Source organism: Legionella cherrii, assembly GCF_900635815.1.
Lineage (GTDB): Bacteria > Pseudomonadota > Gammaproteobacteria > Legionellales > Legionellaceae > Legionella > Legionella cherrii.
Map to the genome: position 1 here is coordinate 2,661,749 of NZ_LR134173.1, position 26,599 is coordinate 2,688,347.

Consider the following 26,599-nt stretch of genomic DNA (forward strand, 5'->3'; position numbering starts at 1 on the left):
ATTGTGAAGTACCCTAATTTCCGCTATTCTGTATTTTTAACTTCAAGTTAAAAGCCGTGATTAAATCATACAATAAACTGATAAAAATAATAAAAAATAATCAGGAAACGATGGTGAAGCAACTTCATCAGTTTTGTGAGATTAACTCGGGTACATCCAATTTAGATGGGCTAGCCCAAATGGCTAATCTACTGCAAACAGCCTATAGCTCTATAGCAGACACAATTCAAATCAAAAAACTTCAGCCATTTTCAGTGATGGATATATCCGGTAATACAGTAATACAAAACTGTGGTGATGCACTGTTTATTAGAAAAAGGCCTCATTTGAAACGTCGAGTTTTACTCTGTGGGCACATGGATACTGTTTATGCCGCAGACAATCCTTTTCAGAGATTAACTTATATTAATAAAAATTGTATTAATGGGCCTGGTGTTACCGATATGAAAGGCGGTCTTATTGTGATGTTGCATGCTTTATCCGCCTTCGAACAAGATGAGTATGCCGCAGAACTCGGTTGGGACGTTTTAATCAATACTGATGAAGAGATTGGCTCACCAGCATCCAGCGCGCTTTTTGATGAGTTAGCAGAGAATTATCAAGCAGCTTTAGTCTATGAACCTACTATGACGCCAACAGGCACCTTAGCAAAAAATCGCAAGGGAAGTGGAAAGTTGACGCTGATTGCGACTGGAAAAGCGGCACATGCTGGACGTGCTTTCTCAGAGGGTCGAAATGCAATCTGTTATTTAGCTGAGGCTATATGCGCTGTGCATGCACTTAATGGGAAGCGTGAGGGAGTAACAATTAATGTAGGAGCAATTGCAGGCGGTGAAGCGCTCAATGTGGTTCCTGACAGAGCGGTAACACAACTTGACATTCGGATTAGTCTACCTGAAGATGAGTTTTGGGTGCGAACTGAGCTGGATGAAATTATTAGTCGATTAAAACGCCAAGGTTATTCTTTAAACGTACATGGTGTTTTTGGTAGGCCAGTAAAACGTGTATGCTCAGGTACAAAACGCTTGTTTCATCGTCTTCAACATTTAGGACAAGAGCTAGGTCTATCTATAGATTGGAAAGATAGTGGCGGCTGCTGTGATGGAAATAATTTAGCTCAACATGGTTTACCAGTTCTAGACACACTTGGGGTTAGGGGTGGTAATATTCACAGTTCAGAAGAGTATATATTGCTTGATAGTTTATCCGAACGCGCAGCACTCAGCACCCTACTCTTGCTTGATCTAGCTCAAGGTGGTTTAGAGGATCTAAAAAATGATGCTATTTCGTAGTGCTCGTGATACAGATTTGGATGCTATTCATCATTTGGCTGAGGAAAGTGGCGTAGGAATAACAACGCTTTCCAAGGATAAGGAAATATTGGAAAAACGACTTCGCTGGTCTACTGACTCCTATAAAAAAATTATCGAAAAGCCGTATAATGAATATTATTTATTTGTTTTAGAAAATCCAACAAATAAAAAAATAATAGGTGTTTCAGGAATAGAATCATGCACTGGATATGAGGCTCCTTTTTATTCTTACAAAATATCTAAGCGCACTCGAATTTGTCGTTCATTAAATATACGCAGTGATTATGAGGTTTTAAGTCTAGTAAATGATAATCAGGGACGAAGTGAAATCTGCACCCTGTTTTTAGAACCTCAACATAGAAAAAATCAAAATGGTTTATTACTTTCCAAAGCCCGTTTCCTGTTTATCGCTCAATATCCAGAACGTTTTGCTTCAACTGTAATCGCTGAAATGCGCGGAATTTCAGATGTAAATGGTATATCACCTTTTTGGGAGAATGTAGGAAGCCATTTTTTTCACATGTCTTTTGCTGAAGCAGATCGACTCACACTCGCCACTGACAAACAGTTTATAGCAGACTTAATGCCTCGTAATCCTATCTACGTTAAATTGCTATCTCCAGAAGCCCAAGCAGTCATAGGTCAAGCCCACCCCTCGACACAAGCGGCAATGAACATTTTATTAAAAGAAGGGTTTCGCTATAACAAGTACATTGATATTTTCGATGCGGGTCCAACACTCGAAGTACCACTATCCAAAATCAAAACCATTGAACTCAGTCGCGTGGTCACCATTAAAAACATTAGTGATGAAGTGAGCAGCACGAACTATTTATTAGCAAATACCCAATTGGATTTTCGTGCAACCATTAATAGCGCCTTAATAAACAGAGAAAATAATACTTGTATTATTAGTAAAAAAACAGCAAATCTCCTTCAAGTTAAATGTGGAAATCAACTGCGTGTTGCTCCGGTATTATTTGATAATGGAGTGTCAAATGATTAAATCATCAATATTGAATGGTAAAGGACACTATATTAGTGGTCAGTGGATTCAAGGACATGGAACTACGCTGGAATCACTAAATCCGGCTTATGGTACATTATTTTGGCAAGGGACAAATGCAACTCAACAAGAAATTTCCTCGGCCTATCATGCTGCTCATCAAGCCCTTTTCCCCTGGTCTGCACTTGATTTCGAAACACGTGCCAATTACATCCAGAAATTTGCGAAGCAAATTGAAAAAAATCGTGATCAATTGGCGCGGCTCATCGCATTAGAAACTGGAAAACCTTTATGGGAAGCACATACCGAAGTCAATGCAGTTATAGGGAAGATTAATTTATCCATCCAAGCTTATCAGGAAAGAACCGGGACAAAAATAACCAAAACAACAGAAGCAAATGCCTGCCTTCGGTTTAAACCTCACGGCATTGTAGTTGTTCTTGGCGCATTTAATTTCCCAGCTCATTTGAGTAATGGACATATAGTCCCTGCTCTTCTAGCAGGAAATACTATTCTTTATAAACCAAGTGAACATACACCTGCAGTAGCCGAGTTTGTCATGCAATGTTGGCATGAGAGCGAACTGCCTCCAGGAGTAATCAATTGTTTACAGGGTGATGCAACTTGTGCAAAAGTCTTACTTGCACAAGACATTCAAGGTGTGTATTTTACCGGTAGCTATGCCACTGGGTTACGTATTCACCAACAATTCGCGGATAAGCCTGAAGTAATTTTAGCTCTTGAAATGGGTGGAAATAATCCTTTAGTCATTGACGAAGTTACTGACCTTGAAGCGGCAGTTTACCATACATTACTCTCTACCATAATTACTGCTGGTCAACGTTGCACTTGTGCACGACGTGTTATCATCCCCGATTCCACTCAAGGTGATGAGTTTTTGCAACGTTTTATCAAGATGTGCACATCAGTCAAGGTGGGCCCATTTGATCAAAAACCAGAGCCATTTATGGGGCCAGTTATAAGCCATGTGCAAGCTCTTAAACACATTCATAGCCAAAAGAATCTGACTGAGTCAGGCGGTATCTCTTTATTGCCGATGACATTACTTGCTGAGTATACAGGTTTACTATCACCAGGCATCATAGATATGACACATTTTGAAAATCCACCAGATGAGGAAATTTTTGCGCCTTTAGTACAAATATATCGGTACACAGACTTTGAACATGCAATTTATTTGGCGAATCAAACTCGTTATGGTTTGGTCGCAGGTTTATTTAGTAATAATGAGCAGAATTATCAACAATTTTATCAACATGTCCGAGCTGGTTTAATTAATTGGAATAGACCCACCACAGGCGCAGCCAGTAGTCTTCCTTTTGGCGGGGTCGGGTTAAGTGGAAATCACAGACCAAGTGCTTACTTTGCTGCAGATTATTGCGCTTATCCCGTAGCCAGTATGGAACAATCTCTTTTAACCATGCCTGAACAGATAGTACCAGGTATTGGCGATTTTGGTGTATTGTAGCCGAATTAGCGTAGCGTAATTCGGCTAGAATTTAAAATGGAATATAAAATGAATGTTTATGAGTTAAACATGGATGGCCTTGTTGGCCCTACCCACAATTATGCTGGTATTGCACCAGGTAATCTTGCATCTTTTAATAATGCAGCGGCAATTTCCAATCCACAAGCGGCCGCACTGCAAGGATTAGAGAAGATGCGCTTACTGTACGAAATGGGCCTAAAACAAGGATTATTTCCACCGCATCAACGTCCGAATCTAGAGCTACTCCATCAATTGGGTTTTTGCGGTACGCCGAAAGAGCAAATTAATAAAGCTTATAAAAAGGCACCCGAACTTCTTAGTGCATGTTATTCAGCTTCCAGTATGTGGGCAGCCAATGCAGCTACCGTTTCTCCAAGCACGGATACTCATGACCATAAAGTTCATTTTACTGCCGCAAATCTCATAAGCAATTTACATCGGCATCATGAGGCAGATTTTTCAAAAAAATTACTGGAGCTAATTTTTTTTAACCCAAATTATTTTCATCATCATGCGATTCTGCCACGATCAACGATTACTGGGGACGAAGGTGCAGCAAATCATAGTCGTCTCTGTCAAAACTACAGCCAACCAGGAATTCATCTTTTTGTTTACGGGAAAAAAACTTTAGGGAAAAATCAGTCAAACATTGGTCCAATAAAATATCCAGCCCGTCAAACTCAAGAAGCATCTGAGGCGATTGTACGTCAACATCAGTTATCGGAAAACCAAGTTGTGTTCGCTTGCCAAAATCCACTTGCTATCGATCAAGGGGTTTTTCATAATGACGTTATTTCTGTAGTCAATGAATCAGTTTTTCTAGTCCATGAGCAAGCGTTTCATCAACAAAATTCCATACTGGACGAATTAAAGGAAAAAGCTCCCTTTCCTTTAATTATTATTCAAATTCCACAAAAGGAACTTAGTGTTGCTGATGCTGTTTCAACCTATCTTTTTAATTCGCAAATTATTAGTTTAAAAAAGTCAAACTCGATGATGCTTATTGCTCCCTTTGAGTGTCAAAACAATCCTCGTTCTAATGCATGCATTGAGAGAATACTTGCTGATGACTCGAACCCCATTAACTCGGTACATTTTCTTGATTTGAAACAAAGTATGCAAAACGGTGGCGGCCCTGCTTGCTTAAGATTGCGTGTTCCCTTGAATGAGGAAGAACTTGAAGCCATGCATCAAGGCGTATTAATCGACGATAAATTATTAAAAACTTTAGAAATGTGGGTTTTAAAGCATTATCGTACTGAGTTAGTTCCTAAAGATTTAGCTGATCCTCTGCTTATTGAAGAATGTTTTTGTGCCTTGGATGAATTAACTCAAATTCTAAAACTTGGTTCCGTTTATCCTTTTCAATTAGAGAATACACGCTAAATGTGGAAAACGAAGTTCGGTAGATGCATTCACACATCCCCTTCAGGTTATAAAGTGTATCAAAATTTATGTTATCGTTGGCTTACATTAGGAAGTACAGCACTCCAAACAGTAATTAACCGTTATCAACCGCAAAAGCCAGTTTTATATTATCTTCCTGCACTTACATTAATGGCTCGAAAATACCCTGGAGTTACCTGTATGCTGGGATTAGGCGGTGCGGGGGTTGCGTGGATGTTAAAAGATGTTCCTCTGGTTGCCGTAGATAATAGTGAAGAAGTGATTGACATAGCAAGACACTTTTTTATGATAGACCACTTAAAAAAGTTAACAGTTGTCCATGAAAATGCTAAGGATTATATAGAAAAATGCAAAAAAAAATACAATCATCTCATCATTGATCTATATAACGCCAACCATTTCCCAACTGAATGCGCTGATGCTAATTTTTTTGCTTCATGCAAAAGAATAATCACCGAAGATGGTTTTTTGGCAATAAACTTGGCCAATACAAAAGAACAAGATCCTATTTTTCAATTAGTTAGGAACCAATTTAAACATACCCTGGTTATTCCAGTACGTAAAAGTTCGAATATGGTAATTTTTGCTGCCGACGAAAGCAAAGAATGGTTCATGAATAAAATAAAACAGACGTCTGCTTTTAAACGTATTATTTGGGTTGAATCATGGGGTTATGTTGGAGATTTTATACAAACAAATTGGCAGCGACTAGCAATCTATTTTAGAAAAATTTCTCTATAACCTTCTTTCATCCAGCATAATCTATTGTATCCGACAGAACGCACTTTATTAGCTATACTTTAACAAAGATCTAATTAGGGAAATTAATATGTCTACGGGTCATATTCATAATGATGATATTTCATTAGGATTTGGGTACAAACACTTTAAACACGGTGCTCATGCCTGTCTTATTTATCGAGATGAAGCGGAAAGACGTAGAGTAATATCCAAGTATATAGAGTCGGGAATAATCAATAACGAACAAATAGGTTATTTCGTTGATACAATGACACCAGAAGAGGTAAGGGTTTGGTTGGCGGAGCTCAATGTGGAGTTACCCGAAAGCAAGCAAGTTGAAATTACTCCTGCGGTTTCAACTTATTGCCCAGATGGGAAATTTGTACCTGAACAAATGCTATCTTGCCTTAAGCTTCACTATGAACATGCTATCGCAGCGGGTTTTTCTGGTTCTCGTCTTTCAGGAGAAATGACCTGGTCTTGCAGAAACATTCCTGGTTCAGATCAATTAATAGTCTATGAAGCCTTAATAAATACTATTCTTGATACACATCCAGTTACAGCAGTTTGTCAGTATGATGTCAGTAAATTTGATGGGGGCTTAATTTATGATGTCTTGCAGGTTCATCCTTTTATGTTTGTACATGGGCAAATTGTCAAAAATCCTGCTTACATAAAACCCGATGAATTTTTACATAATTACAAAAGTAATATGGAAAAATGAATAATAATAAATTGTCAGATAATGAAAAAATTCTCTTTAGACTTTATGCTGCTCATAGCGTACTTTTTCTTTTTACGCGTACAGAACAGTTTATACCCTACCTTGAGAAGACTATTGGCAGTATACCCGGAGTACAAGAGTGTGAGGTATGTCTTATCAAAAATATTGATCGAAGCGATAAAGAATTACACTCAAGATTTATTGGAACAATCGATCTAAAAAATGGGATGTTTAGCATATCTGATTTTTTTCAGCTTAGTGAGACTTTTGAAGAAAGAAAAATGCAAGTTTATCCTTTATTTGCGAAAGAATTTTTTTACGGACTAATTGTTGTGAAAATTAGTGACTTTAATCATTTTAACTTATTTGACCCCATCATTAATAGCTTTACAATTTCTACCTCTATTATTTTCGAGAATTTATTTCAAAAACACATGCTTGAAAGAAATAATCAGGAATTGGTAATGCATAGAGAACATTTGTCTGTTTTAGTGAAAAATAGGACTAAGTCTCTATGGCAGGCAAAACACACTCTCCAAGATATGTTAGAGAAAGCGATTGAATCATTAGCATTAATTGCAGAGCAGCGCGATCCTTATACGGCAGGTCATCAATTTCGAGTTGCTAAGCTTTCTGAAGAAATAGCCAAAGGTTTAGGCTTAAACTCTAAAAAAACACATGAAATTTATCTGGGCGCCTTAATTCATGATATAGGTAAAACCCGCGTCCCTATGGAAATTCTAGTGTCACCTGCAAAACTTACTGAATTGGAATATCGTTTTATCAAAATACATCCCGAGGTAGGTTATCAGATTGTAGATAGAGTCACTTTTGGAGAAACAATTACGGATATCATTTTGCACCATCATGAACGTTTAGATGGCTCTGGCTATCCGGACGCATTAAAGGCTGATGAAATTCGTTTTGAAACAAAAATTGTGTCGGTTGCAGATGTGTTCGAAGCCATGAGTTCTCATCGTCCATACCGCCCTAAAAACTCAGTAGAAGATACCCTAAATGAATTATGCGAAGGTGCTGGAATACGCTACGAAAAATCTGTAGTTGAATGTTGTATCGATCTCATTACCAAGAAAAATTTTGAATTTCCACCTCTTCCATATAATCGAGTGTATAGTTCCATGTATAGATAGCAGTAGCAGTAGCAGTAATGACTTCAAGATATAATCGAGCGACATAATATGTAATAGATTATAAGTGCATCTGCACCAAAAGGATATTGCCAAAGTTAACGTTTCTGACTATAAAACCACTGCTGTATTCCAAGAAGATACTTCTGCAGTAAATTTATCAAGCGCTTCCATTTCTTTAGAAGGCTTAAATAAACCAAATGCAGTAACACCTCCCGCGATAACCCCTGACACTACGCTCGAAGAAGCAACAGTTACAGCAGCAGTATAACCACTTAATATCCCCGCAAAAAAAGCGCCTGGACCAGCCCACCAACTACACGCAACCCCAATTGTAAAGCCAATTAGTGCGGTTACAATCAATACAATAGCTGCTGCAGCAACAGAAAGTGCTGCTTTAAGGATATTAGGATTCTCACCTGCTAAAATGATGTCACTATTCTTTATAAAACTATCGATGGCCTTAGCTTTATTTTTTGGGGTACCTTTCAAGTCCAATATAATTTTAGACAGTTCTTCCAATTCAATATCCATCAAGCCTTTTTTTGTCTTTGGCAGATTTTTTATACCTTCTTTTAGTTTTATAACAGCCTCAGTCCACGACAGTAGCAGTTTCGCTTCACAGTGAGCGCGGATTAGATTAAAAAGCTCCTCGATATTCTCCCCGTTTTTTGCTGAAGTGGTAATGAAATTGGCAAATAATTCCTTTGAGTTAATTTTTTCTAAGGCGTTAAGATTTGCTTTAGGTGAATCTGATTTTGTGCCAACACAGATAATTGGAGCAAGGGGAGCAAATTTACGAAACTGCTGGATACTTTTAACAAGTTCTTGCTCGTCAATTTCTTCGGTTAAATCAATACAAAATAAACCTACATCAGCCCCTTTATAATAATATGGGTTAATTTGTTTAAATCGCTCTTCTCCAGATATATCCCATAGGTCTACAATATTATTGGAATCCATTTGCCGAGAGAAAAAATCAGCACTTAAGGTAGGGGAAGTCTCTTCTGCAAAATCAATTTTTGTTTGAGCAACTTTATGAGCCAGTTTGGTTTTACCACTTTTGCCAAAAATTACAACTTTATACTTCATAAGGAACCTCCAAAAATTATTTTCAGAAGCATTTAAGAGAAATTTATTAAGCTATTTTTCTATTAATCAATAAAAAAACTTAATTGAGATTCTTTATCATGACTAAATTAACAAATTAAATAAAGTAGTTTGTACTTTTTTTGAGTAACAATTGCATTAAAAAATTTATTACAACTTGAGGTTATTCACCTCAAGCTGTCACTTCATTTAAATTTCCATTAAATCTTTTTCTTTTTCAGCCAATAATGCATCTACTTCCAGAATATATTTATCGGTTAGTTTTTGAATGACTTCAGTTGCTCGACGCTCATCATCTTCAGAAATAGCCTTTTCCTTAACTAATTCTTTTAATTGATTATTTGCATCTCTTCTGATATTACGAATAGATACCTTTCCTTGCTCGCCTTCATTACGAACAACTTTGATTAACTCTTTTCTTCGTTCTTCAGTCAAAGGTGGCATAGGGACACGAATCGCAGAACCTGCTGTAGCCGGATTCAAACCCAAATCAGAGGTTAAAATTGCCTTCTCTACAGCTGATACCATAGATTTTTCCCATGGGGTAACTAATATGGTACGAGAATCACTGGCAGTAATATTAGCTACTTGGTTCAATGGAGTCATCGTTCCATAATAGTCAACTTGCACATGATCAAGTAAACCAACATTCGCTCTTCCGGTGCGAATTTTTGTTAGGTCTGTGTGCAATACTTCAATAGTTTTTTTCATTCGCTTTTCTGAATCTTGCTTAATCTCATTAATCATGATTAGCTCCGACTATAGTTCCTACGCGTTCTCCAGATACAATTCTTTTCAATGCATTAGGTGCAGTCATATCAAAAACCTGCAATGGCATGCCTTGATCTTGACAAAGACAAATTGCAGTAGAGTCCATTACTTCTAAGCCTTGCGTTAATACTTCGATATAGGTCAAGTAATCATATCGTTTGGCATTAGGGTTTTTAAAGGGATCTTCTGAATAAACACCATCGACTTTAGTTGCTTTTAATACCACATCAGCGCCAATCTCAATGGCTCTTAAGCAAGCCGCTGTATCCGTAGTGAAAAAAGGATTTCCTGTTCCTGCTGCGAAAATAACAACGTGTCCGGTGCGCAAATGTGTAATTGCCTTACGGCGATGATAAGGGTCAACGACTCCCAGCATGGGAATAGCTGACATAATACGCGCTGGCATATCAATTCGTTCTAAAGCATCTCTCACCGCTAAAGCATTCATTACTGTAGCCAGCATCCCCATATGGTCACCAGTTACACGTCCAACCCCTGCTTGAGAAAGTGCCTTACCACGAAATAAATTACCACCACCTAATACGAGACCAACTTCAACGCCCATCTTAATTAATTCGGCAATATCCCTGGCTAAAGTATCCAGAACCGAGGGATCAATACCGAATTGTGACTTGCCCATAAGGGCTTCGCCACTGTATTTTAGTAAAATACGTTTGTATTTTAATGTTGGGTGACTTTCATTCATCATGTACGAACCTGAGCCATCACTTCTTCAACAAAGTTATCTTCTTTTTTCTCTATACCTTCACCAACTTCATAGCGTATAAAAGAAAGTACTTCTGTATTTTTTTCTTTTAAAAGTTGTCCCACTTTAATGTCAGGGTTCTTAACAAATGGCTGACCTAATAAACTTACTTCATCAATAAATTTATTGATTCGACCTTCAATCATTTTATCGATAATTTCTTGTGGTTTGCCACTTTCTTTTGCTTGAGCTGTAAAAATTTCACGCTCATTTTCAATAGCCTCAGCAGAAACTTGATCTCGGCTTACAACAATTGGCTTGCTGGCAGCAATATGCATAGCAATGTCTTTGGCAAGTTCTTCATCACCTGTTTTCAGAGCTGCCATAACACCAATCCTTGAACCGTGTAAGTAATGACCAATTACCCCGGTGTCACATGACATGCGCTCTAGACGTCTTAATTTAATGTTTTCGCCAATTTTCGCTACTAATTCTTGACGAGCTTGTTCTACGGTATTTCCAGATGCAAGGGTAATTGCGGACAATTCGGCAATTGTAGTAGCAGAACTATTTAATGCAGTTTCAGCGACCTTGCTAGCAAAGTTAGTAAAGTTCTCGTCACGAGCAACAAAATCGGTTTCACTATTAATTTCAAGCATTACTGCACTACGTCCATCTGCGGAACGTGCAATAACTACCACACCCTCAGCGGCAACACGATCTGCTTTTTTATCTGCTTTTGCTTGACCTGCTTTACGCATTTCAATAATTGCAGCCTCAATATCACCATTGGTTGCTATTAGAAATTTTTTACATTCCATCATGCCAGCACCGGTACGTTCACGTAACTGCATGACTAAACTCGCACTAATTGACATTTTCATTTCTCCGTATAGCAAAAAGGGGGCAAATTGAGGTGTTCTGACACCCGGCCCCCTATATTTTAAATTTTAATTATTCCCCAGCTTTTTCTGCATCACTGGTTTGTTCAACTACTTCAACAAATTCAGCATCAGAAGAACCTACGCCTACTGTATTAGTGCCTTTTGCATCTAAAATTGCATCAGCAACACAACGTACGTAGATATCAACTGCTCTCATAGAGTCATCATTACCAGGAATAATGTAATCAATATTTCTTGGGCTATTGTTTGTATCAACAATACCAATAACGGGGATTCTTAAACGGTGAGCTTCTTCAACGGCAATATGTTCGAAACCAACATCAACAACAAATAAGGCATCAGGCAAACCGCCCATGTTCTCAATACCACCTAAGCCTCTTTCTAATTTTTCAAGTTCACGCGTCAGCATTAATGCTTCTTTTTTAATCATTCCATTAAATAATCCCTTTTCTTTCATTTCTTTTAATTCTTTCAAGCGAAAAATAGACTGACGTACTGTTTTATAGTTGGTTAACATACCGCCCAACCAACGATGATCAACATAAGGCATGCCACAACGTTTCGCATGTTCGCGAATACTCTCTTGCGCTGCTCTTTTGGTACCTACAAACAGAATTTTTGCTTTATTAGATGCTAATCTGCCAACATAGTTTACTACGTCGTTAAGCATTACCATCGTTTTTTCAAGGTTGATAATATGGATTTTGTTACGAGATCCAAATATATACTCACCCATTTCAGGATTCCAAAATCGAGTTCTGTGTCCAAAATGAGCACCTGCTTCGAGTAATTCACGCATACTTACATTCATTTTTTTATCTCCAGGGTTATTCCTCCACGTTTCCCATACGAAACCCTTGCTGGGACCCTATCGTATGTGCCGAACCGTGTGTGTATTTAAAGCGCGTCATTTATATCATATTAGAGAAAATTCATCAATCGAATTTAGTGACAAATCATTTTTTTTAACTTGTGCTAAGCTTTTTATTAATAGCCCTGTTTTCGTTGTACTGAAATATAAAAGAACTGGCTTTTTATATGCGGTAATTTATTGAACTCAAATAATAAAGAAAAAAAATGTATCAATATAACCCAAAATTACATGTAAAAATCTGGTTAAGCAATAATCCAAACGCGTTTATGAATTTGGAGAATCAAATTCGTCTTATTGAAATGCGTGAAAAAAATAGTAACGATACAATTCACTTAGTGTACGAATCCAGCTTACTCACTCAGACATCAGTTAATGCGCTACACGAATTTTGTAGGGAACATCGTATTAATTTAATTGATGCCAACACAATTCGCCCCTCCCTTCAAACAGATAACGAAAAAAAATTGTACCAATTTTATAAAGACGAAATTTGTAATTTAAAAATGGGGGGAAATTTAGCTGTTGCTAGTGATATTTTAAGATGGCTGTCTCCAATATTTAAAAATGGAACTTATACCGATTTTGATTTTCCAATTGATACGACAAATCTTCCGCAACTTATTCCAACTGAAATGCCAATATTACTCAATATTGGTAGTTTAAGAATGGGCAGAAAAGAATTTATTCTCGCAAATAATGATTTTGTCGCTATAGTAGACGCCATAGCAGCGCAAAATGATATTGAGCGTGTACAACGTGGACTTATTGCCCGGCTTTCTCATTATGATACCGACTTCATTGAGCGCACAGAAGCTGAATTAAACGAAGACAACTTTATAAATCGTTATCTCTTAAAATTCATGAAAAATCGTTCTGAGTCACTCTATATAGCAAAATCTAAAGAAATTAGCCCACCCGATACATCTACTTCTTCATTAAGAATCAGAAAATACATTAATGAAGTGATGGCGGATAAAAATAAATTTTTAGATTTTAATAAAATATATCCCCAAGAAACTCACGAAGAAGTGATAAAAAGATTGAGAAAAGATCTTCAGATTCAACTGAATTTAATAAAATATTTATTTTTTAGTAAAGAATATTCCTTAATTAAACGAATTTTAGAAAAAAATGATGATAAGTTTTTAACTTATTTAATGAAAAAAGAGCGAGACCTTTATCTTAAATCCATTGTTGTATGTACTACGGGCCCAATACAGATATCGAATGCTCTATTTCATGGCTATGTGGTCGATGCTAATAAATTCAGCAAAGAAATCCAACCCCACTCGTTTAATCATTATGGCTTACAAAAAGCCTTTTGCTCACAAAACTCTATCCCTTTGCATGAAAATGTTTTGGGAATGCTCAAGTTTCTTGGTGTTGATGAGGGTGAATTAAATGATTCTTCCTGGTTAGATTCTGGAAAAAAATTACAAAGTTCGCGATCGAAATTACTTGCTGCCCGACAAAAGGAACTTGCTTTGAGCTTACCCACTTCTTTTTTAAAGATTAAAAGAGAAGTGGAAGAAAACATTCAAAAAATACCCCAAATCCCTTATCGATCCTTTATCAGAGATAAGAATCATTCCAAAAGAGAAGACCTTGAGCTTATTTTGAATTGTTTTAATCAAGAAAACGAATTTAGTATCATACAATTTAATAATATTTTAGTTAATATTAAGAATCATAAACAAGATGACTGCACGCAAAGATTAATTAAAGAACTTAAAACGCTTTGCCATGATGCACTAATTTTTAATCTTACAAAAGATAAAAAAATAAAATTAGCTCATCCCTCTTCTCAATTGCCCCAATCATGTCCAACACCACCTATAAGGAAGAAAATTAGGGGGTTGAGCCAATACATGCATAACCTGATCTCTTGGCAAAAATAGATCGCGATTTTCCTATTTCAATTACCGCTAACATACTGTATTTATTCACTCTATAGTCTATACTCCAATAAGGTCATCCTAAATACCATAAGACACAACAGGAAAGTTGGTATAATTATTATGAGGAATGGATAATGAGTAAAAAAATTCTCTGGTTATCAACCGTCTTATTTGTACTAACATTTGGTCAACCAAGTTTTGCGTGTATTGGTGGCTCAAAACACTGTAATTCTCATCACCGGTTCGATAGATTAGCCCAAGAACTGAACCTCACTGCTGATCAAAAAGCTAAAATTAAAGCATATAAAGAAAAAGCTAGAGCTGCATTCAAAGAAAACTATGGTCAACTCAGATTACTACGTAGTCAAATTAACTCTATGATTCAATCAAATAAAATTGATGAAGCAAAACTTGATTCTTTAATAGAGAAAATAAGTAAAATCAGAGGCTCTATGTTAAAAAATAGAATAATGATGCAACATCAGATGTTTTCACTTTTAAATGAAAAACAAAAGGCCAAGTTTCTTGAATTAAAGAAAAAATGGTATTTAAAGCGTGATGCTTAGTCTATTCTTCAATCACGAGCGTAGAGTGAATCGCCCCTGGTCTCTTCATTAAATTAAGTCTGGAACACTGTCCAGACTATAACTTTATGGTTTCTATTTACTGTAATGCAATTATTTTTTAAGTACAGCAACCGCTTTAAAGTTTATGGTCACTTCATTTTTTATTTCACTAGTACTTGACCAATCGCCCTGCCCTATACCAAAGTCTAATCGTTTCACTGTGGTATGTCCTTCAACAAGCAGATGATCTTTAGGTGATTCAACTGCTGTAAAAGCAAGAACTACGGGCAGTGATTTATTTTTTATGGTTAATGTTCCAGCAGCCTCATAATTTTTATCATCCTTTTTAGTAAACTTGGTTGATTTAAATTCAGCTTTGGGAAATTCTTTGGCATTAAACCAATCGGAGCTGAGTAAAATTGAAGTTATTTCTGCGTATGACATTGTAAGGGAGTTAATATTCACTACCACATCGACATTACTGTCTTGATAATGTGCAGGATCAGCATTTATTGTTGCGGTAAACTCTTTAAATGAACCAGTAACAGGTGCATTATTTTGTGTTGCTGTAAAACTTATACTGCTTTCACTGGGAACAAGAGTCCATTCAGGTAAGGCATTTGCATAGGCAGTATTCAAAAAAAATAAAACGAAAAGAAACTTTATCATTTTCATGGGAACATTCTCCGTAATATATCATCCTTATTAATAAAATGATGTTTAAGAGCAGCTGCGCTATGCATAACAATTGCTGCGATGAGCGCATACCCCAACCATTCATGGATCCATTCAAATAGAATTCTTTTACTGTCATCTGGTGCTATAAGATTAGGTAAGGTAAACAATCCAAAAAATGATGCAGGTAATCCAGCAGCTGAAGTAATTAACCAACCAGTAATTGGCATGGCAAACATAAACAAGTAAAAAGCCCAATGCATGCTGCGTGCAGCAATTTTTTCCAACAAAGGCAAGGCAAGCTCAGGTTGTTCATTGCTCAGACGCCAAATAATTCTAAAAAATGCCAAAAAAAGGACGAGTAAACCATACTCTTTGTGCCATCCATAGAATTTCAATCTTTGGGGATTCCATGGTAAAGAGACCATGTACAACCCCAGCACTAACAACCCAATAATTAACAAAGCAATAACCCAATGAAATACTATAGTAACAATACCAAAGTGAGTTGCACTATTTTTGATTTGCATGAGAAGTCCCTATTTCTTATCCTGATATGCTTCTGCCCCAATTGAAAGGTTTACTTTATCACCTACAGAAGGCAGGAAAGCATTTATCCCAAAATCAGAACGATTTATAGTGGTAGTAGCTGTAAAGCCAACCGACATCTTATTGCTAATTGGATTCATTCCCTCTTTATTTAAGGTAACATCCAATACCACAGGTTTACTCACACCACGCAAAGTTAAGGTACCATCAACAGTTGCTTTATTATCGCCTTTGGGAGTTACCTTATTACTGACAAAAGTCGCAGTAGGAAAATGTTCCGTATCAAAAAACAACTTACTTTTTAAATGTTTATCCAACTCTGGAATACCGGTAATCATATCCGCAACATCAATCTTCACGTTGACTTTACTTTGACTTGGATTCTCTTTATCTAGAATCAGTTGACCTGTTCCATACCATTTACCATATTGAGTAGAAAAGCCCAAGTGATCAATGCTCCACAACACAAAAGTATGGTTTTTATCCAATGTATACGTTTCTGGTGCGGCATGAATTGGCGACGTAGAAAAAGTGAATACCATAAACAATAATGAGGACAAGCCTCCTAAAATTTTTTTCATTATTAACTTCCTTTTTTTAATGAGAATTTGAAATAATTTATTTTAAATTTTTACTCAGGCTTGAGACTACCACCAACTATCCGCTCACAGAGTCCTTTGGGTAATAAAATAAAAGCGTCTTTTTGTTTATCTTTCGTTGCAGAGGAAGCACATGAAGCTGTTGCAGTAGCACAGTCATTCATTCCTTTTTTAGCAATTCCATAACATTTTTCAGTTGTAGAATTTGTATCGTTGTTGTCAGCTGCTGAACTTCCAGTTGCAACTAAAACAAAAAAAGCAGTCATTACTGATTGCACTAATTTATCTCGTATTAACATAGTTATCCCTTTCATTGATGAATGTCTTGATAAACATACAATAGTGTCATGGAAACAACAAGTAAAAGGAAAAAAAAACGACCTCCTACATAACCCTGGTATTAATCTGGGCTATTAAAAATCAATCATTGTAATGTCACCAGCAAATGGTAGCACTGCCAAAAGAGGGGCAGTAAGTTTTTGCTTTAATGTGTCAATATTAGCTGATAAAGCGTTCATGTTTGGGTCAATGCAATTTGCAATCCAGCCCGTGCATTGAATGTTATTTGCATGCAACACAGCTTCTGTTAACAACGAGTGATTAATACATCCTAATTTCATGCCAACTACTAAAATAACAGGGACCTTAGTAATCTTTAAAAAATCAATCCATGTTTCATTGTCATTTAGCGGCACCATTAACCCACCCGCACCCTCAATGAATAATGTTTCAATACCCTCCAGCTGCAAATTAAGGCAATATTCTGCTATTTCAGAAACGCTTAAACGCACTCCCTCATTCTGTGCCGCAATATGAGGGGAAACAGGAGCTTTAAATCGCCAGGGATTGATTACATCCATATGGATGCTTATCTTGCTGTTTTTTTGTAAATGCTGCGCGTCACTGTTCACCAGTTTATTTTCTATTTCCATGCATCCACTTGCTACCGGTTTAATTGCTGCTGCCGATGAAAAATAATGTAACAGACTTGCTGTTACATAGGTTTTACCGCAATCTGTATCAGTACCCGTAATAAAAAATCGCTTCATTGAATAAATCCTCGGATTTCTTCGATAAATAAATCCATATGAGATAAAAAAGGCATGTGTGCCGCTCGTTTGAACAGATAATAATGAAACTTGGGATAATTCAGTTGCATCGAACTCATTGTTTTAATGGAAACAATGGGATCAAGCCGACCAAACATAAAACATGTGGGTTTGGCAAACTCTTTCAGCTCCTCTCGTAAATCCCAATCTTCTAGAATTTCAAGACCTAATTTCAACCCTTCTGGAGATGGAAGTTTATTAGGGAGATGATGCACTCGATCATGAGTAGTTAATCCATTGAGTTCCATAAATTCGTTTAAAGTACCCTTTGGCTCTTCTAATAATTTTTTATAAAAATTTTTAAAAACATCATGAGAAACACCTGGCCATCGATCCGCCTGCAAAAATCGGGGTGATGAAGTCACGTTAATAAGAGACTGTACTCGTTCAGGTTCTTCTAATGCAAAACGGATGGCATATAAGCCCCCCATAGACCAACCTACTAATGCAAATTGTGGGGGTAATTGGCTCACTAAAAACCTTTTAAATGAATCCCAGTCCATGATTGGACTATGACCAAATCCTGGTAAGTCAATTAATATGAGCTGATACTCCATGGACAGTTTAAGCACTAATGGCAACCAAACTCGACTGTCAAATCCCCATCCGTGCAGAAACACAATAGGGAATCCTTTTCCATAACTATTGATGTTTATATTCATAAATAACACTTAATTGATTAAATAACTCCCGGATCTGTTCTGGAGTATGATTGTAATTCAAAATGACACGCAAACCGGATGCTTTGGTACTGACTGTAGGCCTTCTTATTGCACAACAGCTAATTCCTTTTTTCTTCAACTCACGAGCATAATATAATGCTAAATGCGGACAACCTAATTGAAGTTGCTGAATTGGGGTAATAGAATCAGACCACTTTAGAGGAGATTGTTTCATATAGGATCGAAATAAAGTAATGAGTTGTGTTAATTTCGACCTTCTATCTTCAGCATTAACTACAAATTCCAATGCATGCAACAAGCCATAACTTAAAGCAGGGCTTATGGCAGTTGAATAGATAACAGAGCGACCGGCTTGTAATAAAGCATAGATCCACTCTGCTTTACCAGCAACCAGTGCACCTTGAGCAGCATAGGCTTTCCCTAGAGGAATAATCCTCAACGGAACTTCGTTTTGAGTTAAACCATGATACGCTACTGCCCCCCTTCCCTGAGTGCCTAAGAGCCCAAAAGAATGAGCCTCATCAACCAAGAGTGCACTTTGGTTCGTACTACACAGAGAGGACAGTTTAGCCAAAGGTGCCATTTGGCCACTCATGCTAAAAACTCCCTCCGTAATTAATGCGGAGCCATTGGCATAAGTTATTAATTTACGGTCTAAGTCATTTAAATTATTATGCAGATAGCGTGTATAGTTTACTTGTGATAGACCTAAACCATCGTAAATTGATGCATGTATTTCTTTATCTATAAAGCAATGGACCTTTAATTGCCCAAGTAAGGCAGTAACTGCAAGATTTGCTGCATATCCTGAAGAAAATAAAATACAATCATCTACAGCCAATAAATTAGCAAATGCCTCTTCAACTGCCCGATGATTGGGGTGATAACCACTTAACAACATTGAGGCACCACTTCCACAAGGATAAAGCGCATACCCTCGCTGGTATCCTTCTGCAATACGTGGGTGCCTAGCTAGCGACAAATAATCATTACTGTCAAAATGAATTAATGACGGATCATCAGCGTTTATTGTCCTATTCCTTAATAGGCCTCCTTGAGCTAGCTGATTCGTATAATCTTTAATCTTCTGACTTATAGCCATTTAAACCATCTCAGTTAAACCTAGCTTGCTAAAAAGGGTTTTATCTTTTACTCGTTGAGGATTTTCTTCTGTTAATAATTTATCACCAATAAATACAGAATTCGCTCCGGCAAAGAAACAAAGTGCTTGTAATTCATCACTCATTTCTGTTCTTCCAGCGGTCAAACGAATGACGCTTTTAGGCATTAGTATTCGAGCAGTTGCAATCGTACGAACTAACTCAATCCCTTCGACTGGCTGAGCTTTCGCAAGAGGTGTACCTTCTACTGGAATTAAACGGTTTATAGGAACACTTTCAGGAGGAGTTTCCATGTTGGCTAGAGTTAATAAAAATTCAATACGATCTTCGCGTGTCTCTCCTAAACCTAAAATACCACCACAACATACATTAATTCCGGCTTCTCGCACATTATTTAATGTATCCAATCGCTCGCTGAATTTGCGTGTCGTTACTACTTTCTCATAATAAGAAGGTGATGTGTCGATATTATGATTGTAATAATCCAAACCGGCTTCTTTTAAACAAGCAGCTTGCTCTTGATTTAACATTCCTAAAGTCATACACGTTTCCAAACCTAAAGACTTCACCCCTTTAATCATTTCTTGTAATTCATTCATCGCCTTATCTGGTGGACAACGCCAAGCGGCTCCCATGCAAAAACGTTTGGCACCACCCTCTTTAGCTTCCTGAGCTGCTTTTAATACTTCAGCAACTGACATTAAATTTTCTTTTTCTACATGAGTTTTGTGATGGCCACTTTGTGAACAATAACCGCAGTCCTCAGGACAAGCACCTGTTTTAATACTGAGCAGAGTGGCAAATTGTAATGAATTAGGCTGATGATATTCTCTATGTACAGCATGCGCCTGGTGCAACAAATCATTAAATGGTTGCTCATAAAGAGCTGTAATTTCAGAAATAGACCAGTGCTTCTTAGTTTGGGTCACAACAGTTCCTCCTATTAAGGAAATAAAAACAATGTAGTCTTGATGCGGCTCTGAGAAATCCGGGATTCATCCCCATCGTAGTCTGTAATTTCGTATCACAACATTGTGCTACTAGGTAGAGCTCCCACACTGGACTTGGGAAGAGGGACACTGCACCAATTCATAGTCCGGATAAAAATGATGCTCCTCTATCTTAGGCAAAGCGAAGCAAAATCCAGCTACATCCATATTTCTCATTTTATTTAGATAGCGAACATGATAAAGTGCCTCCTAATCTTGTCAACCAAAATTTTAAAAATGGTTAACGTACATCAATTAATTAGTAGAGATTTGAAACATTTTTGGCACCCCTGCACCCAAATGAAGGATTTTGAAACCTGCCCTCCACTGCTTGTTGAAAAAGCGCAAGGCAGTTATCTTTACACCAATAAAGGACCTTTGATTGATGCCATTTCCAGTTGGTGGTGTAAATCATTAGGACACGGCCATCCGGCTGTAATGTCAGCAATAACAGAACAACTGAATCATTTTGAACATGTTATTGCAGCAAATACGACACATACCCAACTTGTTGAGTTGGCAGAAGAGCTTGCAAAAATTACAAAAAAACAACATACTTTCTTTGCCAGTGATGGTTCTAGTGCAGTTGAAATAGCAATGAAACTGGCAATTCATGCAAGTCAAATTAAAGGCTTCACAGAGAAGAATCAATTTATCGCCCTTAAAAATGGATATCATGGAGAAACTTTAGGTGCAATGAGTATCAGTGATTTAGGCATTTATAAATCACCCTACACTTCATTTGGTCTAACGTGTCATTTTATTCAAAATATTCCTTATATCTCTGGCAAAAAAGATCTTTTATGGAATGATTGTGATTCGTATTGGCCTGCAGTAGAAAAAGAATTAGAAGCAGTTAGCGACAAAGTCTGCGCCATTATTGTTGAGCCGTTGATTCAAGGCGCAGGAGGAATGTTGTGCTATAGCCCCGACTTTCTTAAAAAACTCTCATCCTGGGCTAAAAGCAAAGATATTTATCTTATTGCTGATGAAATAATGACGGGGATGGGACGTACAGGCCAATGGCTGGCCTCACACCATGCTGATGTAGAACCGGATCTGATTTGTCTATCCAAGGGATTAACTTCGGGATCCATTCCTTTAAGCTGTATCATGATTGATAGCTCTATTTTTGAGCTTTTTTACGCTGATTATGCCAGCGGTAAATCGTTTCTTCACTCACACACCTATAGCGGCAACGCACTCGCAGTGAGCGCAGCATTGGCAACCATGCGTGTAATGCATGAAGAAAAAATACTGATGCATGCTCAAAACCTTGGTGATTATATGTTTACTACTTTGACTGAAATAGCTCAAATTTCAGGCAGGTTAAGCAATGTTCGGGGAGTTGGCGCAGTTGTCGCAGCGGATCTTGAGGAAATAGGACATGATCGTATAGGGAATAAAGTTTATCAGCAGGCATTAAATCATGGTGCATTAATAAGACCGATAGGAAATACGCTTTACTGGCTTCCACCGTTAAATACAAGTCATGAAGTAATTGGGAAATTAGCAGAAATCACACTACACTCTATAAAGGGAGCCTATGTAACACCATAATTATGCGAAAAATATGCAGAAACCTGACATTTTTTGTCTACAAACGATTCAAATTATTCTGGATATTTTTCACCATTTTTTTGCTTGCAGTCTTTTCATATGTCAATTGGCATAATAACGTCACCAATTCTTTCACCTTAGTTACCGAAGTAAGCAATAAACTGTCACAAAAGGTCGATCACCTTATAAATGATATATTTCAAAGCTCATATCAAATTCCATCTGATCAAGAGAATAAGCTATCGTGTTCAGCCGATATTATTCCTTATTTACAACACATCGTTATCAATCATCCACAAATCTCTGGATTAGCCATACGTAATCTAAAACATCAAATCATATGTTCCACCTTACCTTACAATCAGACCTTTCTCCTGAGTCGTAATCTACATCAGATGATTATTGGGCCATTAACAACACCTATGTTTAATCATCCAATTTATGCAATACAAAAAAAAATTGGTGATTATCAGGTAGAGGTAGTTATCATGTCCTCGATGCTGGAAAATATGTTGAAAACGCCAGATAGTGTTTCACGCACAGTCACCCTGTATGATGTAAATAAGAAAAAAGAACTGATTCAAGTAGGAAAAGTAAACGACGAATCGTTGATAAGTCATTTATCATCTGACTCATCTTTCGCATCAGAAAGAGTATTTGCCACAGCCAAATTATCAAGTCTTAATGGAGTTTTACTCATAGTATCTGAACCCAAGCAAGTAATGATGAATAGTCTGTGGTTTAATCAAATCCTGCTCGCTCTCGATGTTTTGGTATTTTCAATTTTTTTATACTTTGTCATTAAGAATATTTTTATTCAACATTATTCTTTGCATGGAGCAATAAAACAAGCGCTTCGCGGCAGACAATTTTACCCTGTTTACCAACCATTATTTGATGCAGAATGCGGGACCTATTCAGGAGCTGAAGTACTATTAAGATGGCAGGATAATTATGATGAAATTATAATGCCTGATCTGTTCATAGAAGAAGCTGAAAATACAGGGTTAATTGTCCCGATAACATTACAAATTATTGAAATAGCATTTAAAGAAGCTAAAAATATCTTAAAAAATCAGCCTACGTTCTATTTATCTTTTAATATTTGTGCCCTACATTTTACTGATAGTCATTTTTTTCCCAAGTTTTATAAACTTGTACAGCACTATTCTATTTCACCCAAACAAATATTATTGGAAATAACTGAGCGTTATTTACTTGATATGAATAATAAAATTTATATCAACAGGATGCATGAGCTTAGAAAAACCGGTTATTCACTGGCTATAGACGATTATGGAACAGGACATTCAAGCATCAGCTATCTACAATATTATCCTTTTAATTATCTTAAAATCGACAAATTATTTGTACATGCAATTGGTACGAAGGCCATCGCAGAAACACTAAATGATGCAATAATTCATTTAGCAAAAAAAATTAATTTAATTATTATTGCAGAAGGTGTAGAAACCAAAGAGCAACACGACTATTTATTACAAAACGACGTTCGATTCCTTCAAGGTTGGTTTTTTTCAAAGGCCTTGTATGTGGAACAATTAATTGAACTGCTTCAGGGGGAGAAAAATGAATAAGAACATAGGATGGTATTTTTTGCTGCTTTTAGGAATATCAATATCAAGTTTTGCTGAACCATTAAATACAGAAGGTAATTATTGGCAATGTTTCGCTCATGATGCGACTCATGCCAAATGGTCTTCACAAAGTCCTTATCAAAAAATAGCTTTAAATCTATCTTATGCGGAATGTAAAAAAAACAGCAAAGCGCCAGCTACCTGTAAAACAACTAAGATGAGCTGCATACGATTTATTGACGGTATCAATGTCATGCCCATGTGGCGATGTACCGCTTTTGACAGGGAAGCATTATCATGGCGAAGTAATCTTTATCCAAATCGCGAAGATGCTGCATTGGCTGCCCTAGCATTCTGCAAACATAAAAGTCCAGTGCCTTATACTTGTTATATGAATGTAGTAACATGTATTAATCAAAATGAGATATAAAATATGGTTTATTGTGTTGGAATAACTGGTGATATAGCGAGTGGGAAAACTACTGTTGCAGAACTTTTTTCCAAATTCGGTATGGAAGTAATTTATGCTGATAAAATTTCGAGGGAACTGACCCAAAAGAACAAAGATGCATACACAAAAATTGTTGAACATTATGGTCGTAGCATTCTTAAAGAAGATCACGAATTGGATCGTAATAAATTAAGAAAAATCATTTTTTCTAACCATAAAGAGCGGCATTGGCTTGAGCAACTATTACATCCTCTTATACGACAAGAAATTAAAAAGCGGGTTGATGAATGTACCACACCTTATTGTGTCATAGAAATCCCCTTGCTTATCACAAAAAAAACTTATCCTTATATCAAGCGAACGTTGCTTGTATGTGCGCCCAGAGAAACACAAATATCACGGCTAATGCAACGAGATCAATCCAGTAAAGAACAGGCTCAGGCTATTTTATCAACTCAACCCGATTCGGATACACGTTTAGAAAATGCAGATGATATTATTATTAATAATATAGGGTTCGAAGAGTTAACTAAAAAAGTACACGATTTACATTACAGATATCTTCAGGAATCTAAAAAGGAACAATAAATATTTTACCGTCGTATACGAGATAATGAGAAGTCCAAACGAGTCTCAATCGATGAGGTAAAATATCTAGAATATAACGAATGCAAGGGACTCAATGATCAATGAAATTAATTACTTTAAATTTATGGGGAGGACATATAAGAAACCCCCTTTTAAAATTTATCAATGAGCATCGTGATGTTGATATATTTTGCCTGCAAGAAGTGTATTACAACGCTCACCGAAAAATAACTAAGGAAGATAGAGAACTTAGTTTAAATATTTTTGCCGATCTACAACGACTTCTTCCTAATCATTTTGCTATTTTTAAACCTGCTGTTGAAAATGTATATGGCGTAGCGATGTTATTAAAAAATAATATTGATATTTTAGGAGAGGGAGATATTAATATTCATCAAAAACAACATTATCCAGGAATAGGATTAAACCATCCTAGAAACTTGCAATGGGTTGAATGCGAAATCAATAAAAAAATTTACTCCATTCTCAATGTACATGGTCTTTGGAATGGGCAAGGAAAAAAGGATACTCCCGAGCGAATCAATCAGTCATATCGTATCCGTCATTTTATGGATACCATCAATACCCCTAAAATTTTATGTGGCGATTTTAACTTAAGACCTGACACAGAAAGCATGCACATAATTGAACAAGGAATGAACAACCTGATTACGATGAACAATATTAAATCCACAAGAACTCGTTATTATAAAAAAGCCGAGAAATATGCGGACTATATTCTGACCTCACCAGACATTGTGGTGAATCAGTTCATTGTCATGAATGATGAAGTTTCTGATCATGCTCCATTGTTTCTTGATTTTAATTAAGATTAGATGCTTAATAAGCTGGAATTGCTCCTCACCAACAACACAGCTAACGAGGGGTAAATACTCTTGTTATGACAAATACAAGAACAGTTTACCCCTTCCCTATATCTTCAAAGATAAAGCTATTTTATAAGCCATCAGCACTTTATATTTCCTTACCCGCCTAGGCTATACTTAAACGAACCCATTATGGCCTTTAAGAATATGAAATGAAAATCGCAGTAATTTTCGCTAATGTTGAATACATTGACCTTCCTTTTGGTCACCTATATCAACTGGATAAGTTAGGTATTTCAAATATCATCATTTTGCTTAATGAAGATGAGTTTGAGAAAGCACATACAACCCGATTCGTGGTATTTGATCATACACTGCCTCAAACAGTTATAGAGCATTATCAATCTCAAAGTGATCGACTAAAAATAGACATTATAAATACTGGGAAAGCTACTTCAGAGGAAGAAAAATTAGATTTTTATTTGAAGCATGCAGAAGGCCAATTTGAGCTCAATCTCTTTCTTTGTAAAGGAGCGATCGATGGTGTAAATGAAGAAATAAGTGCAAAACCACTAATAAGAGAAACCACTGAATACATACATATTCCTTTTTTTAAAAGTACGAAACGAAAAAAAGTTCCATTGTTTCAAAGTCCTTGCTCATCAGATCAAACGATTGAACTTTTGCAACACGAAATAAACCCTTGTTTTTGTTATCAAATGTCTTCTTTTGATGTGTTGCATTATCAATGGCTATTCAATATTTTTGTTGAATTAATCCATCTTAAAATTAAATTACATGAGGGAAAAAATGCGGACTTCCTATCTCAGTTAAATAAAATAATTAATAATTTTAATAAAACAATACTCCATTTCGAGAAAGCAGAAATGGCATTCGAGAAAACTAATAAAAAAGCATATAATACATTCGATAAACCCGATCTAATCCTTCGACTACGACATGAGAAACATGTGAAAAAGAAAGAAAGGCTCGAGGAAGATTTTCCCATCCTGGTAAATAAACTAGTCAGGCTCTATGAAAAATTAGCATCGCTAGAAAATCGCAATCTATTAAATGAGAAAGATGAAATGATTAGTGAAGGTTTTATTGAACCGATTGAAACCAAACCCTTTGGTAACTAACTTGAAACACCAAATAGTTCTATTAAAATCCA

Annotated in this window: 28 protein-coding genes; 15 read left to right on the top strand and 13 right to left on the bottom strand. The window is 36.6% G+C overall.

All coding sequences use genetic code 11. The features are described 5' to 3' along the window. Positions 1-56: 56 nt before the first annotated feature. The 7 genes from EL022_RS11210 to EL022_RS11240 all read left to right on the top strand — a co-directional run bounded on the left by EL022_RS11210 (position 57) and on the right by EL022_RS11240 (position 7,852). Complete coding sequence (locus tag EL022_RS11210; protein WP_028380488.1) at positions 57-1,292, top strand: hydrolase; 1,236 nt, start codon at positions 57-59, stop codon at positions 1,290-1,292. Then, positions 1,276-2,319 (top strand): arginine N-succinyltransferase, encoded by a 1,044-nt coding sequence (locus EL022_RS11215; protein WP_028380487.1) that lies wholly within the window; start codon positions 1,276-1,278, stop codon positions 2,317-2,319. Before EL022_RS11210 ends, EL022_RS11215 begins: the two co-directional genes overlap by 17 nt. Continuing rightward, positions 2,312-3,808, top strand: a complete 1,497-nt coding sequence (gene astD, locus EL022_RS11220) for a succinylglutamate-semialdehyde dehydrogenase (RefSeq protein WP_028380486.1) — start codon at positions 2,312-2,314, stop codon at positions 3,806-3,808. Before EL022_RS11215 ends, astD begins: the two co-directional genes overlap by 8 nt. Before the next feature lie 48 nt (positions 3,809-3,856). Beyond that, entirely contained in the window at positions 3,857-5,215 is a 1,359-nt protein-coding gene (gene astB, locus EL022_RS11225; protein ID WP_028380485.1) for an N-succinylarginine dihydrolase, read from the top strand. Further along, positions 5,216-5,977 (top strand): spermidine synthase, encoded by a 762-nt coding sequence (locus tag EL022_RS11230; RefSeq protein WP_028380484.1) that lies wholly within the window; start codon positions 5,216-5,218, stop codon positions 5,975-5,977. An 88-nt stretch (positions 5,978-6,065) separates the two neighbouring features. Then, complete coding sequence (locus EL022_RS11235; RefSeq protein WP_028380483.1) at positions 6,066-6,701, top strand: MEDS domain-containing protein; 636 nt, start codon at positions 6,066-6,068, stop codon at positions 6,699-6,701. Then, positions 6,698-7,852 carry an HD-GYP domain-containing protein gene (locus EL022_RS11240; protein WP_051544414.1) on the top strand — a complete coding sequence of 385 codons (1,155 nt, stop codon included), beginning with the start codon at positions 6,698-6,700 and terminating at the stop codon, positions 7,850-7,852. Before EL022_RS11235 ends, EL022_RS11240 begins: the two co-directional genes overlap by 4 nt. Positions 7,853-7,960: 108 nt before the next feature. Here the strand turns inward: EL022_RS11240 and EL022_RS11245 are convergent, their stop codons facing one another. The 5 genes from EL022_RS11245 to rpsB form a co-directional block, all read right to left on the bottom strand. Continuing rightward, positions 7,961-8,941, bottom strand: a complete 981-nt coding sequence (locus tag EL022_RS11245; RefSeq protein WP_028380481.1) for a Rab family GTPase — start codon at positions 8,939-8,941, stop codon at positions 7,961-7,963. Between the two features lie 207 nt (positions 8,942-9,148). After that, entirely contained in the window at positions 9,149-9,706 is a 558-nt protein-coding gene (frr, locus tag EL022_RS11250; protein WP_028380480.1) for a ribosome recycling factor, read from the bottom strand. Then, positions 9,699-10,439 (bottom strand): UMP kinase, encoded by a 741-nt coding sequence (pyrH, locus tag EL022_RS11255; protein ID WP_028380479.1) that lies wholly within the window; start codon positions 10,437-10,439, stop codon positions 9,699-9,701. Before pyrH ends, frr begins: the two co-directional genes overlap by 8 nt. Then, positions 10,436-11,314, bottom strand: coding sequence for a translation elongation factor Ts (gene tsf, locus EL022_RS11260; RefSeq protein WP_028380478.1), 879 nt, complete (start codon positions 11,312-11,314; stop codon positions 10,436-10,438). Before tsf ends, pyrH begins: the two co-directional genes overlap by 4 nt. A 76-nt stretch (positions 11,315-11,390) precedes the next feature. Next, positions 11,391-12,152, bottom strand: coding sequence for a 30S ribosomal protein S2 (gene rpsB, locus EL022_RS11265; RefSeq protein WP_028380477.1), 762 nt, complete (start codon positions 12,150-12,152; stop codon positions 11,391-11,393). Between the two features lie 266 nt (positions 12,153-12,418). On the opposite strand from rpsB, the gene EL022_RS11270 reads away from it, so the two are divergent. After that, positions 12,419-14,113, top strand: a complete 1,695-nt coding sequence (locus EL022_RS11270) for a glycosyltransferase family 88 protein (protein WP_028380476.1) — start codon at positions 12,419-12,421, stop codon at positions 14,111-14,113. A gap of 134 nt (positions 14,114-14,247) precedes the next feature. Next, positions 14,248-14,679 (top strand): Spy/CpxP family protein refolding chaperone, encoded by a 432-nt coding sequence (locus EL022_RS11275; protein WP_028380475.1) that lies wholly within the window; start codon positions 14,248-14,250, stop codon positions 14,677-14,679. A 111-nt stretch (positions 14,680-14,790) separates the two neighbouring features. On the opposite strand, the gene EL022_RS11280 is transcribed toward EL022_RS11275, so the two are convergent. From EL022_RS11280 to bioB, 8 genes are all read right to left on the bottom strand, one after another. Then, complete coding sequence (locus EL022_RS11280) at positions 14,791-15,354, bottom strand: YceI family protein (protein WP_028380474.1); 564 nt, start codon at positions 15,352-15,354, stop codon at positions 14,791-14,793. Beyond that, entirely contained in the window at positions 15,351-15,884 is a 534-nt protein-coding gene (locus EL022_RS11285; RefSeq protein ID WP_028380473.1) for a cytochrome b, read from the bottom strand. Before EL022_RS11285 ends, EL022_RS11280 begins: the two co-directional genes overlap by 4 nt. A gap of 9 nt (positions 15,885-15,893) precedes the next feature. Further along, positions 15,894-16,484, bottom strand: coding sequence for a YceI family protein (locus EL022_RS11290; protein ID WP_028380472.1), 591 nt, complete (start codon positions 16,482-16,484; stop codon positions 15,894-15,896). A gap of 50 nt (positions 16,485-16,534) precedes the next feature. Next, the gene (locus EL022_RS11295) at positions 16,535-16,801 is read right to left on the bottom strand and encodes a BufA1 family periplasmic bufferin-type metallophore (RefSeq protein ID WP_028380471.1); all 267 of its coding nucleotides are present in this window, start codon (positions 16,799-16,801) and stop codon (positions 16,535-16,537) included. A gap of 114 nt (positions 16,802-16,915) precedes the next feature. Beyond that, the gene (bioD, locus tag EL022_RS11300; protein WP_028380470.1) at positions 16,916-17,551 is read right to left on the bottom strand and encodes a dethiobiotin synthase; all 636 of its coding nucleotides are present in this window, start codon (positions 17,549-17,551) and stop codon (positions 16,916-16,918) included. Then, on the bottom strand, positions 17,548-18,273 hold the full coding sequence (locus tag EL022_RS11305; RefSeq protein ID WP_028380469.1) for an alpha/beta fold hydrolase: 726 nt from the start codon (positions 18,271-18,273) through the stop codon (positions 17,548-17,550). The genes bioD and EL022_RS11305 overlap by 4 nt, the downstream gene beginning before the upstream one ends. Next, entirely contained in the window at positions 18,254-19,396 is a 1,143-nt protein-coding gene (locus EL022_RS11310; RefSeq protein ID WP_028380468.1) for an aminotransferase class I/II-fold pyridoxal phosphate-dependent enzyme, read from the bottom strand. Before EL022_RS11310 ends, EL022_RS11305 begins: the two co-directional genes overlap by 20 nt. Then, positions 19,397-20,344: a biotin synthase BioB gene (gene bioB / locus EL022_RS11315; RefSeq protein ID WP_028380467.1), complete on the bottom strand. Its 948-nt coding sequence runs from the start codon at positions 20,342-20,344 to the stop codon at positions 19,397-19,399. It lies immediately after the preceding gene. A 297-nt stretch (positions 20,345-20,641) separates the two neighbouring features. Here bioB and bioA point away from each other — a divergent pair, with 297 nt between their 5' ends. The 6 genes from bioA (at position 20,642) to EL022_RS11345 (ending at position 26,567) form a co-directional block, all read left to right on the top strand. After that, entirely contained in the window at positions 20,642-21,964 is a 1,323-nt protein-coding gene (gene bioA, locus EL022_RS11320; RefSeq protein ID WP_028380466.1) for an adenosylmethionine--8-amino-7-oxononanoate transaminase, read from the top strand. Between the two features lie 2 nt (positions 21,965-21,966). Beyond that, the gene (locus tag EL022_RS11325; protein WP_028380465.1) at positions 21,967-23,559 is read left to right on the top strand and encodes an EAL domain-containing protein; all 1,593 of its coding nucleotides are present in this window, start codon (positions 21,967-21,969) and stop codon (positions 23,557-23,559) included. Beyond that, the gene (locus tag EL022_RS11330; protein ID WP_028380464.1) at positions 23,552-23,989 is read left to right on the top strand and encodes a hypothetical protein; all 438 of its coding nucleotides are present in this window, start codon (positions 23,552-23,554) and stop codon (positions 23,987-23,989) included. The genes EL022_RS11325 and EL022_RS11330 overlap by 8 nt, the downstream gene beginning before the upstream one ends. A 3-nt stretch (positions 23,990-23,992) precedes the next feature. Next, positions 23,993-24,598, top strand: a complete 606-nt coding sequence (coaE, locus tag EL022_RS11335; RefSeq protein WP_028380463.1) for a dephospho-CoA kinase — start codon at positions 23,993-23,995, stop codon at positions 24,596-24,598. A 101-nt stretch (positions 24,599-24,699) separates the two neighbouring features. Continuing rightward, complete coding sequence (locus EL022_RS11340; RefSeq protein WP_028380462.1) at positions 24,700-25,428, top strand: endonuclease/exonuclease/phosphatase family protein; 729 nt, start codon at positions 24,700-24,702, stop codon at positions 25,426-25,428. A 209-nt stretch (positions 25,429-25,637) separates the two neighbouring features. Next, positions 25,638-26,567 carry a hypothetical protein gene (locus EL022_RS11345; RefSeq protein WP_028380461.1) on the top strand — a complete coding sequence of 310 codons (930 nt, stop codon included), beginning with the start codon at positions 25,638-25,640 and terminating at the stop codon, positions 26,565-26,567. Positions 26,568-26,599 lie beyond the last annotated feature (32 nt).

Bases quoted from the DNA above. Each gene is read 5' to 3' on its own strand.
- EL022_RS11275 (WP_028380475.1), top strand. From the start codon at position 14,248: ATGAGTAAAAAAATTCTCTGGTTATCAACCGTCTTATTTGTACTAACA.
- EL022_RS11215 (WP_028380487.1), top strand. From the start codon at position 1,276: ATGATGCTATTTCGTAGTGCTCGTGATACAGATTTGGATGCTATTCAT.
- EL022_RS11245 (WP_028380481.1), bottom strand. From the start codon at position 8,941: ATGAAGTATAAAGTTGTAATTTTTGGCAAAAGTGGTAAAACCAAACTG.
- EL022_RS11290 (WP_028380472.1), bottom strand. From the start codon at position 16,484: ATGAAAAAAATTTTAGGAGGCTTGTCCTCATTATTGTTTATGGTATTC.
- EL022_RS11325 (WP_028380465.1), top strand. From the start codon at position 21,967: ATGCGAAAAATATGCAGAAACCTGACATTTTTTGTCTACAAACGATTC.
- EL022_RS11310 (WP_028380468.1), bottom strand. From the start codon at position 19,396: ATGGCTATAAGTCAGAAGATTAAAGATTATACGAATCAGCTAGCTCAA.
- tsf (WP_028380478.1), bottom strand. From the start codon at position 11,314: ATGTCAATTAGTGCGAGTTTAGTCATGCAGTTACGTGAACGTACCGGT.
- coaE (WP_028380463.1), top strand. From the start codon at position 23,993: ATGGTTTATTGTGTTGGAATAACTGGTGATATAGCGAGTGGGAAAACT.
- pyrH (WP_028380479.1), bottom strand. From the start codon at position 10,439: ATGATGAATGAAAGTCACCCAACATTAAAATACAAACGTATTTTACTA.
- astB (WP_028380485.1), top strand. From the start codon at position 3,857: ATGAATGTTTATGAGTTAAACATGGATGGCCTTGTTGGCCCTACCCAC.
- bioD (WP_028380470.1), bottom strand. From the start codon at position 17,551: ATGAAGCGATTTTTTATTACGGGTACTGATACAGATTGCGGTAAAACC.
- EL022_RS11330 (WP_028380464.1), top strand. From the start codon at position 23,552: ATGAATAAGAACATAGGATGGTATTTTTTGCTGCTTTTAGGAATATCA.
- EL022_RS11235 (WP_028380483.1), top strand. From the start codon at position 6,066: ATGTCTACGGGTCATATTCATAATGATGATATTTCATTAGGATTTGGG.
- EL022_RS11240 (WP_051544414.1), top strand. From the start codon at position 6,698: ATGAATAATAATAAATTGTCAGATAATGAAAAAATTCTCTTTAGACTT.
- EL022_RS11295 (WP_028380471.1), bottom strand. From the start codon at position 16,801: ATGTTAATACGAGATAAATTAGTGCAATCAGTAATGACTGCTTTTTTT.
- frr (WP_028380480.1), bottom strand. From the start codon at position 9,706: ATGATTAATGAGATTAAGCAAGATTCAGAAAAGCGAATGAAAAAAACT.
- EL022_RS11340 (WP_028380462.1), top strand. From the start codon at position 24,700: ATGAAATTAATTACTTTAAATTTATGGGGAGGACATATAAGAAACCCC.
- rpsB (WP_028380477.1), bottom strand. From the start codon at position 12,152: ATGAATGTAAGTATGCGTGAATTACTCGAAGCAGGTGCTCATTTTGGA.
- EL022_RS11285 (WP_028380473.1), bottom strand. From the start codon at position 15,884: ATGCAAATCAAAAATAGTGCAACTCACTTTGGTATTGTTACTATAGTA.
- EL022_RS11305 (WP_028380469.1), bottom strand. From the start codon at position 18,273: ATGAATATAAACATCAATAGTTATGGAAAAGGATTCCCTATTGTGTTT.
- EL022_RS11230 (WP_028380484.1), top strand. From the start codon at position 5,216: ATGTGGAAAACGAAGTTCGGTAGATGCATTCACACATCCCCTTCAGGT.
- astD (WP_028380486.1), top strand. From the start codon at position 2,312: ATGATTAAATCATCAATATTGAATGGTAAAGGACACTATATTAGTGGT.
- bioA (WP_028380466.1), top strand. From the start codon at position 20,642: ATGGTTAACGTACATCAATTAATTAGTAGAGATTTGAAACATTTTTGG.
- EL022_RS11270 (WP_028380476.1), top strand. From the start codon at position 12,419: ATGTATCAATATAACCCAAAATTACATGTAAAAATCTGGTTAAGCAAT.
- EL022_RS11280 (WP_028380474.1), bottom strand. From the start codon at position 15,354: ATGAAAATGATAAAGTTTCTTTTCGTTTTATTTTTTTTGAATACTGCC.
- EL022_RS11345 (WP_028380461.1), top strand. From the start codon at position 25,638: ATGAAAATCGCAGTAATTTTCGCTAATGTTGAATACATTGACCTTCCT.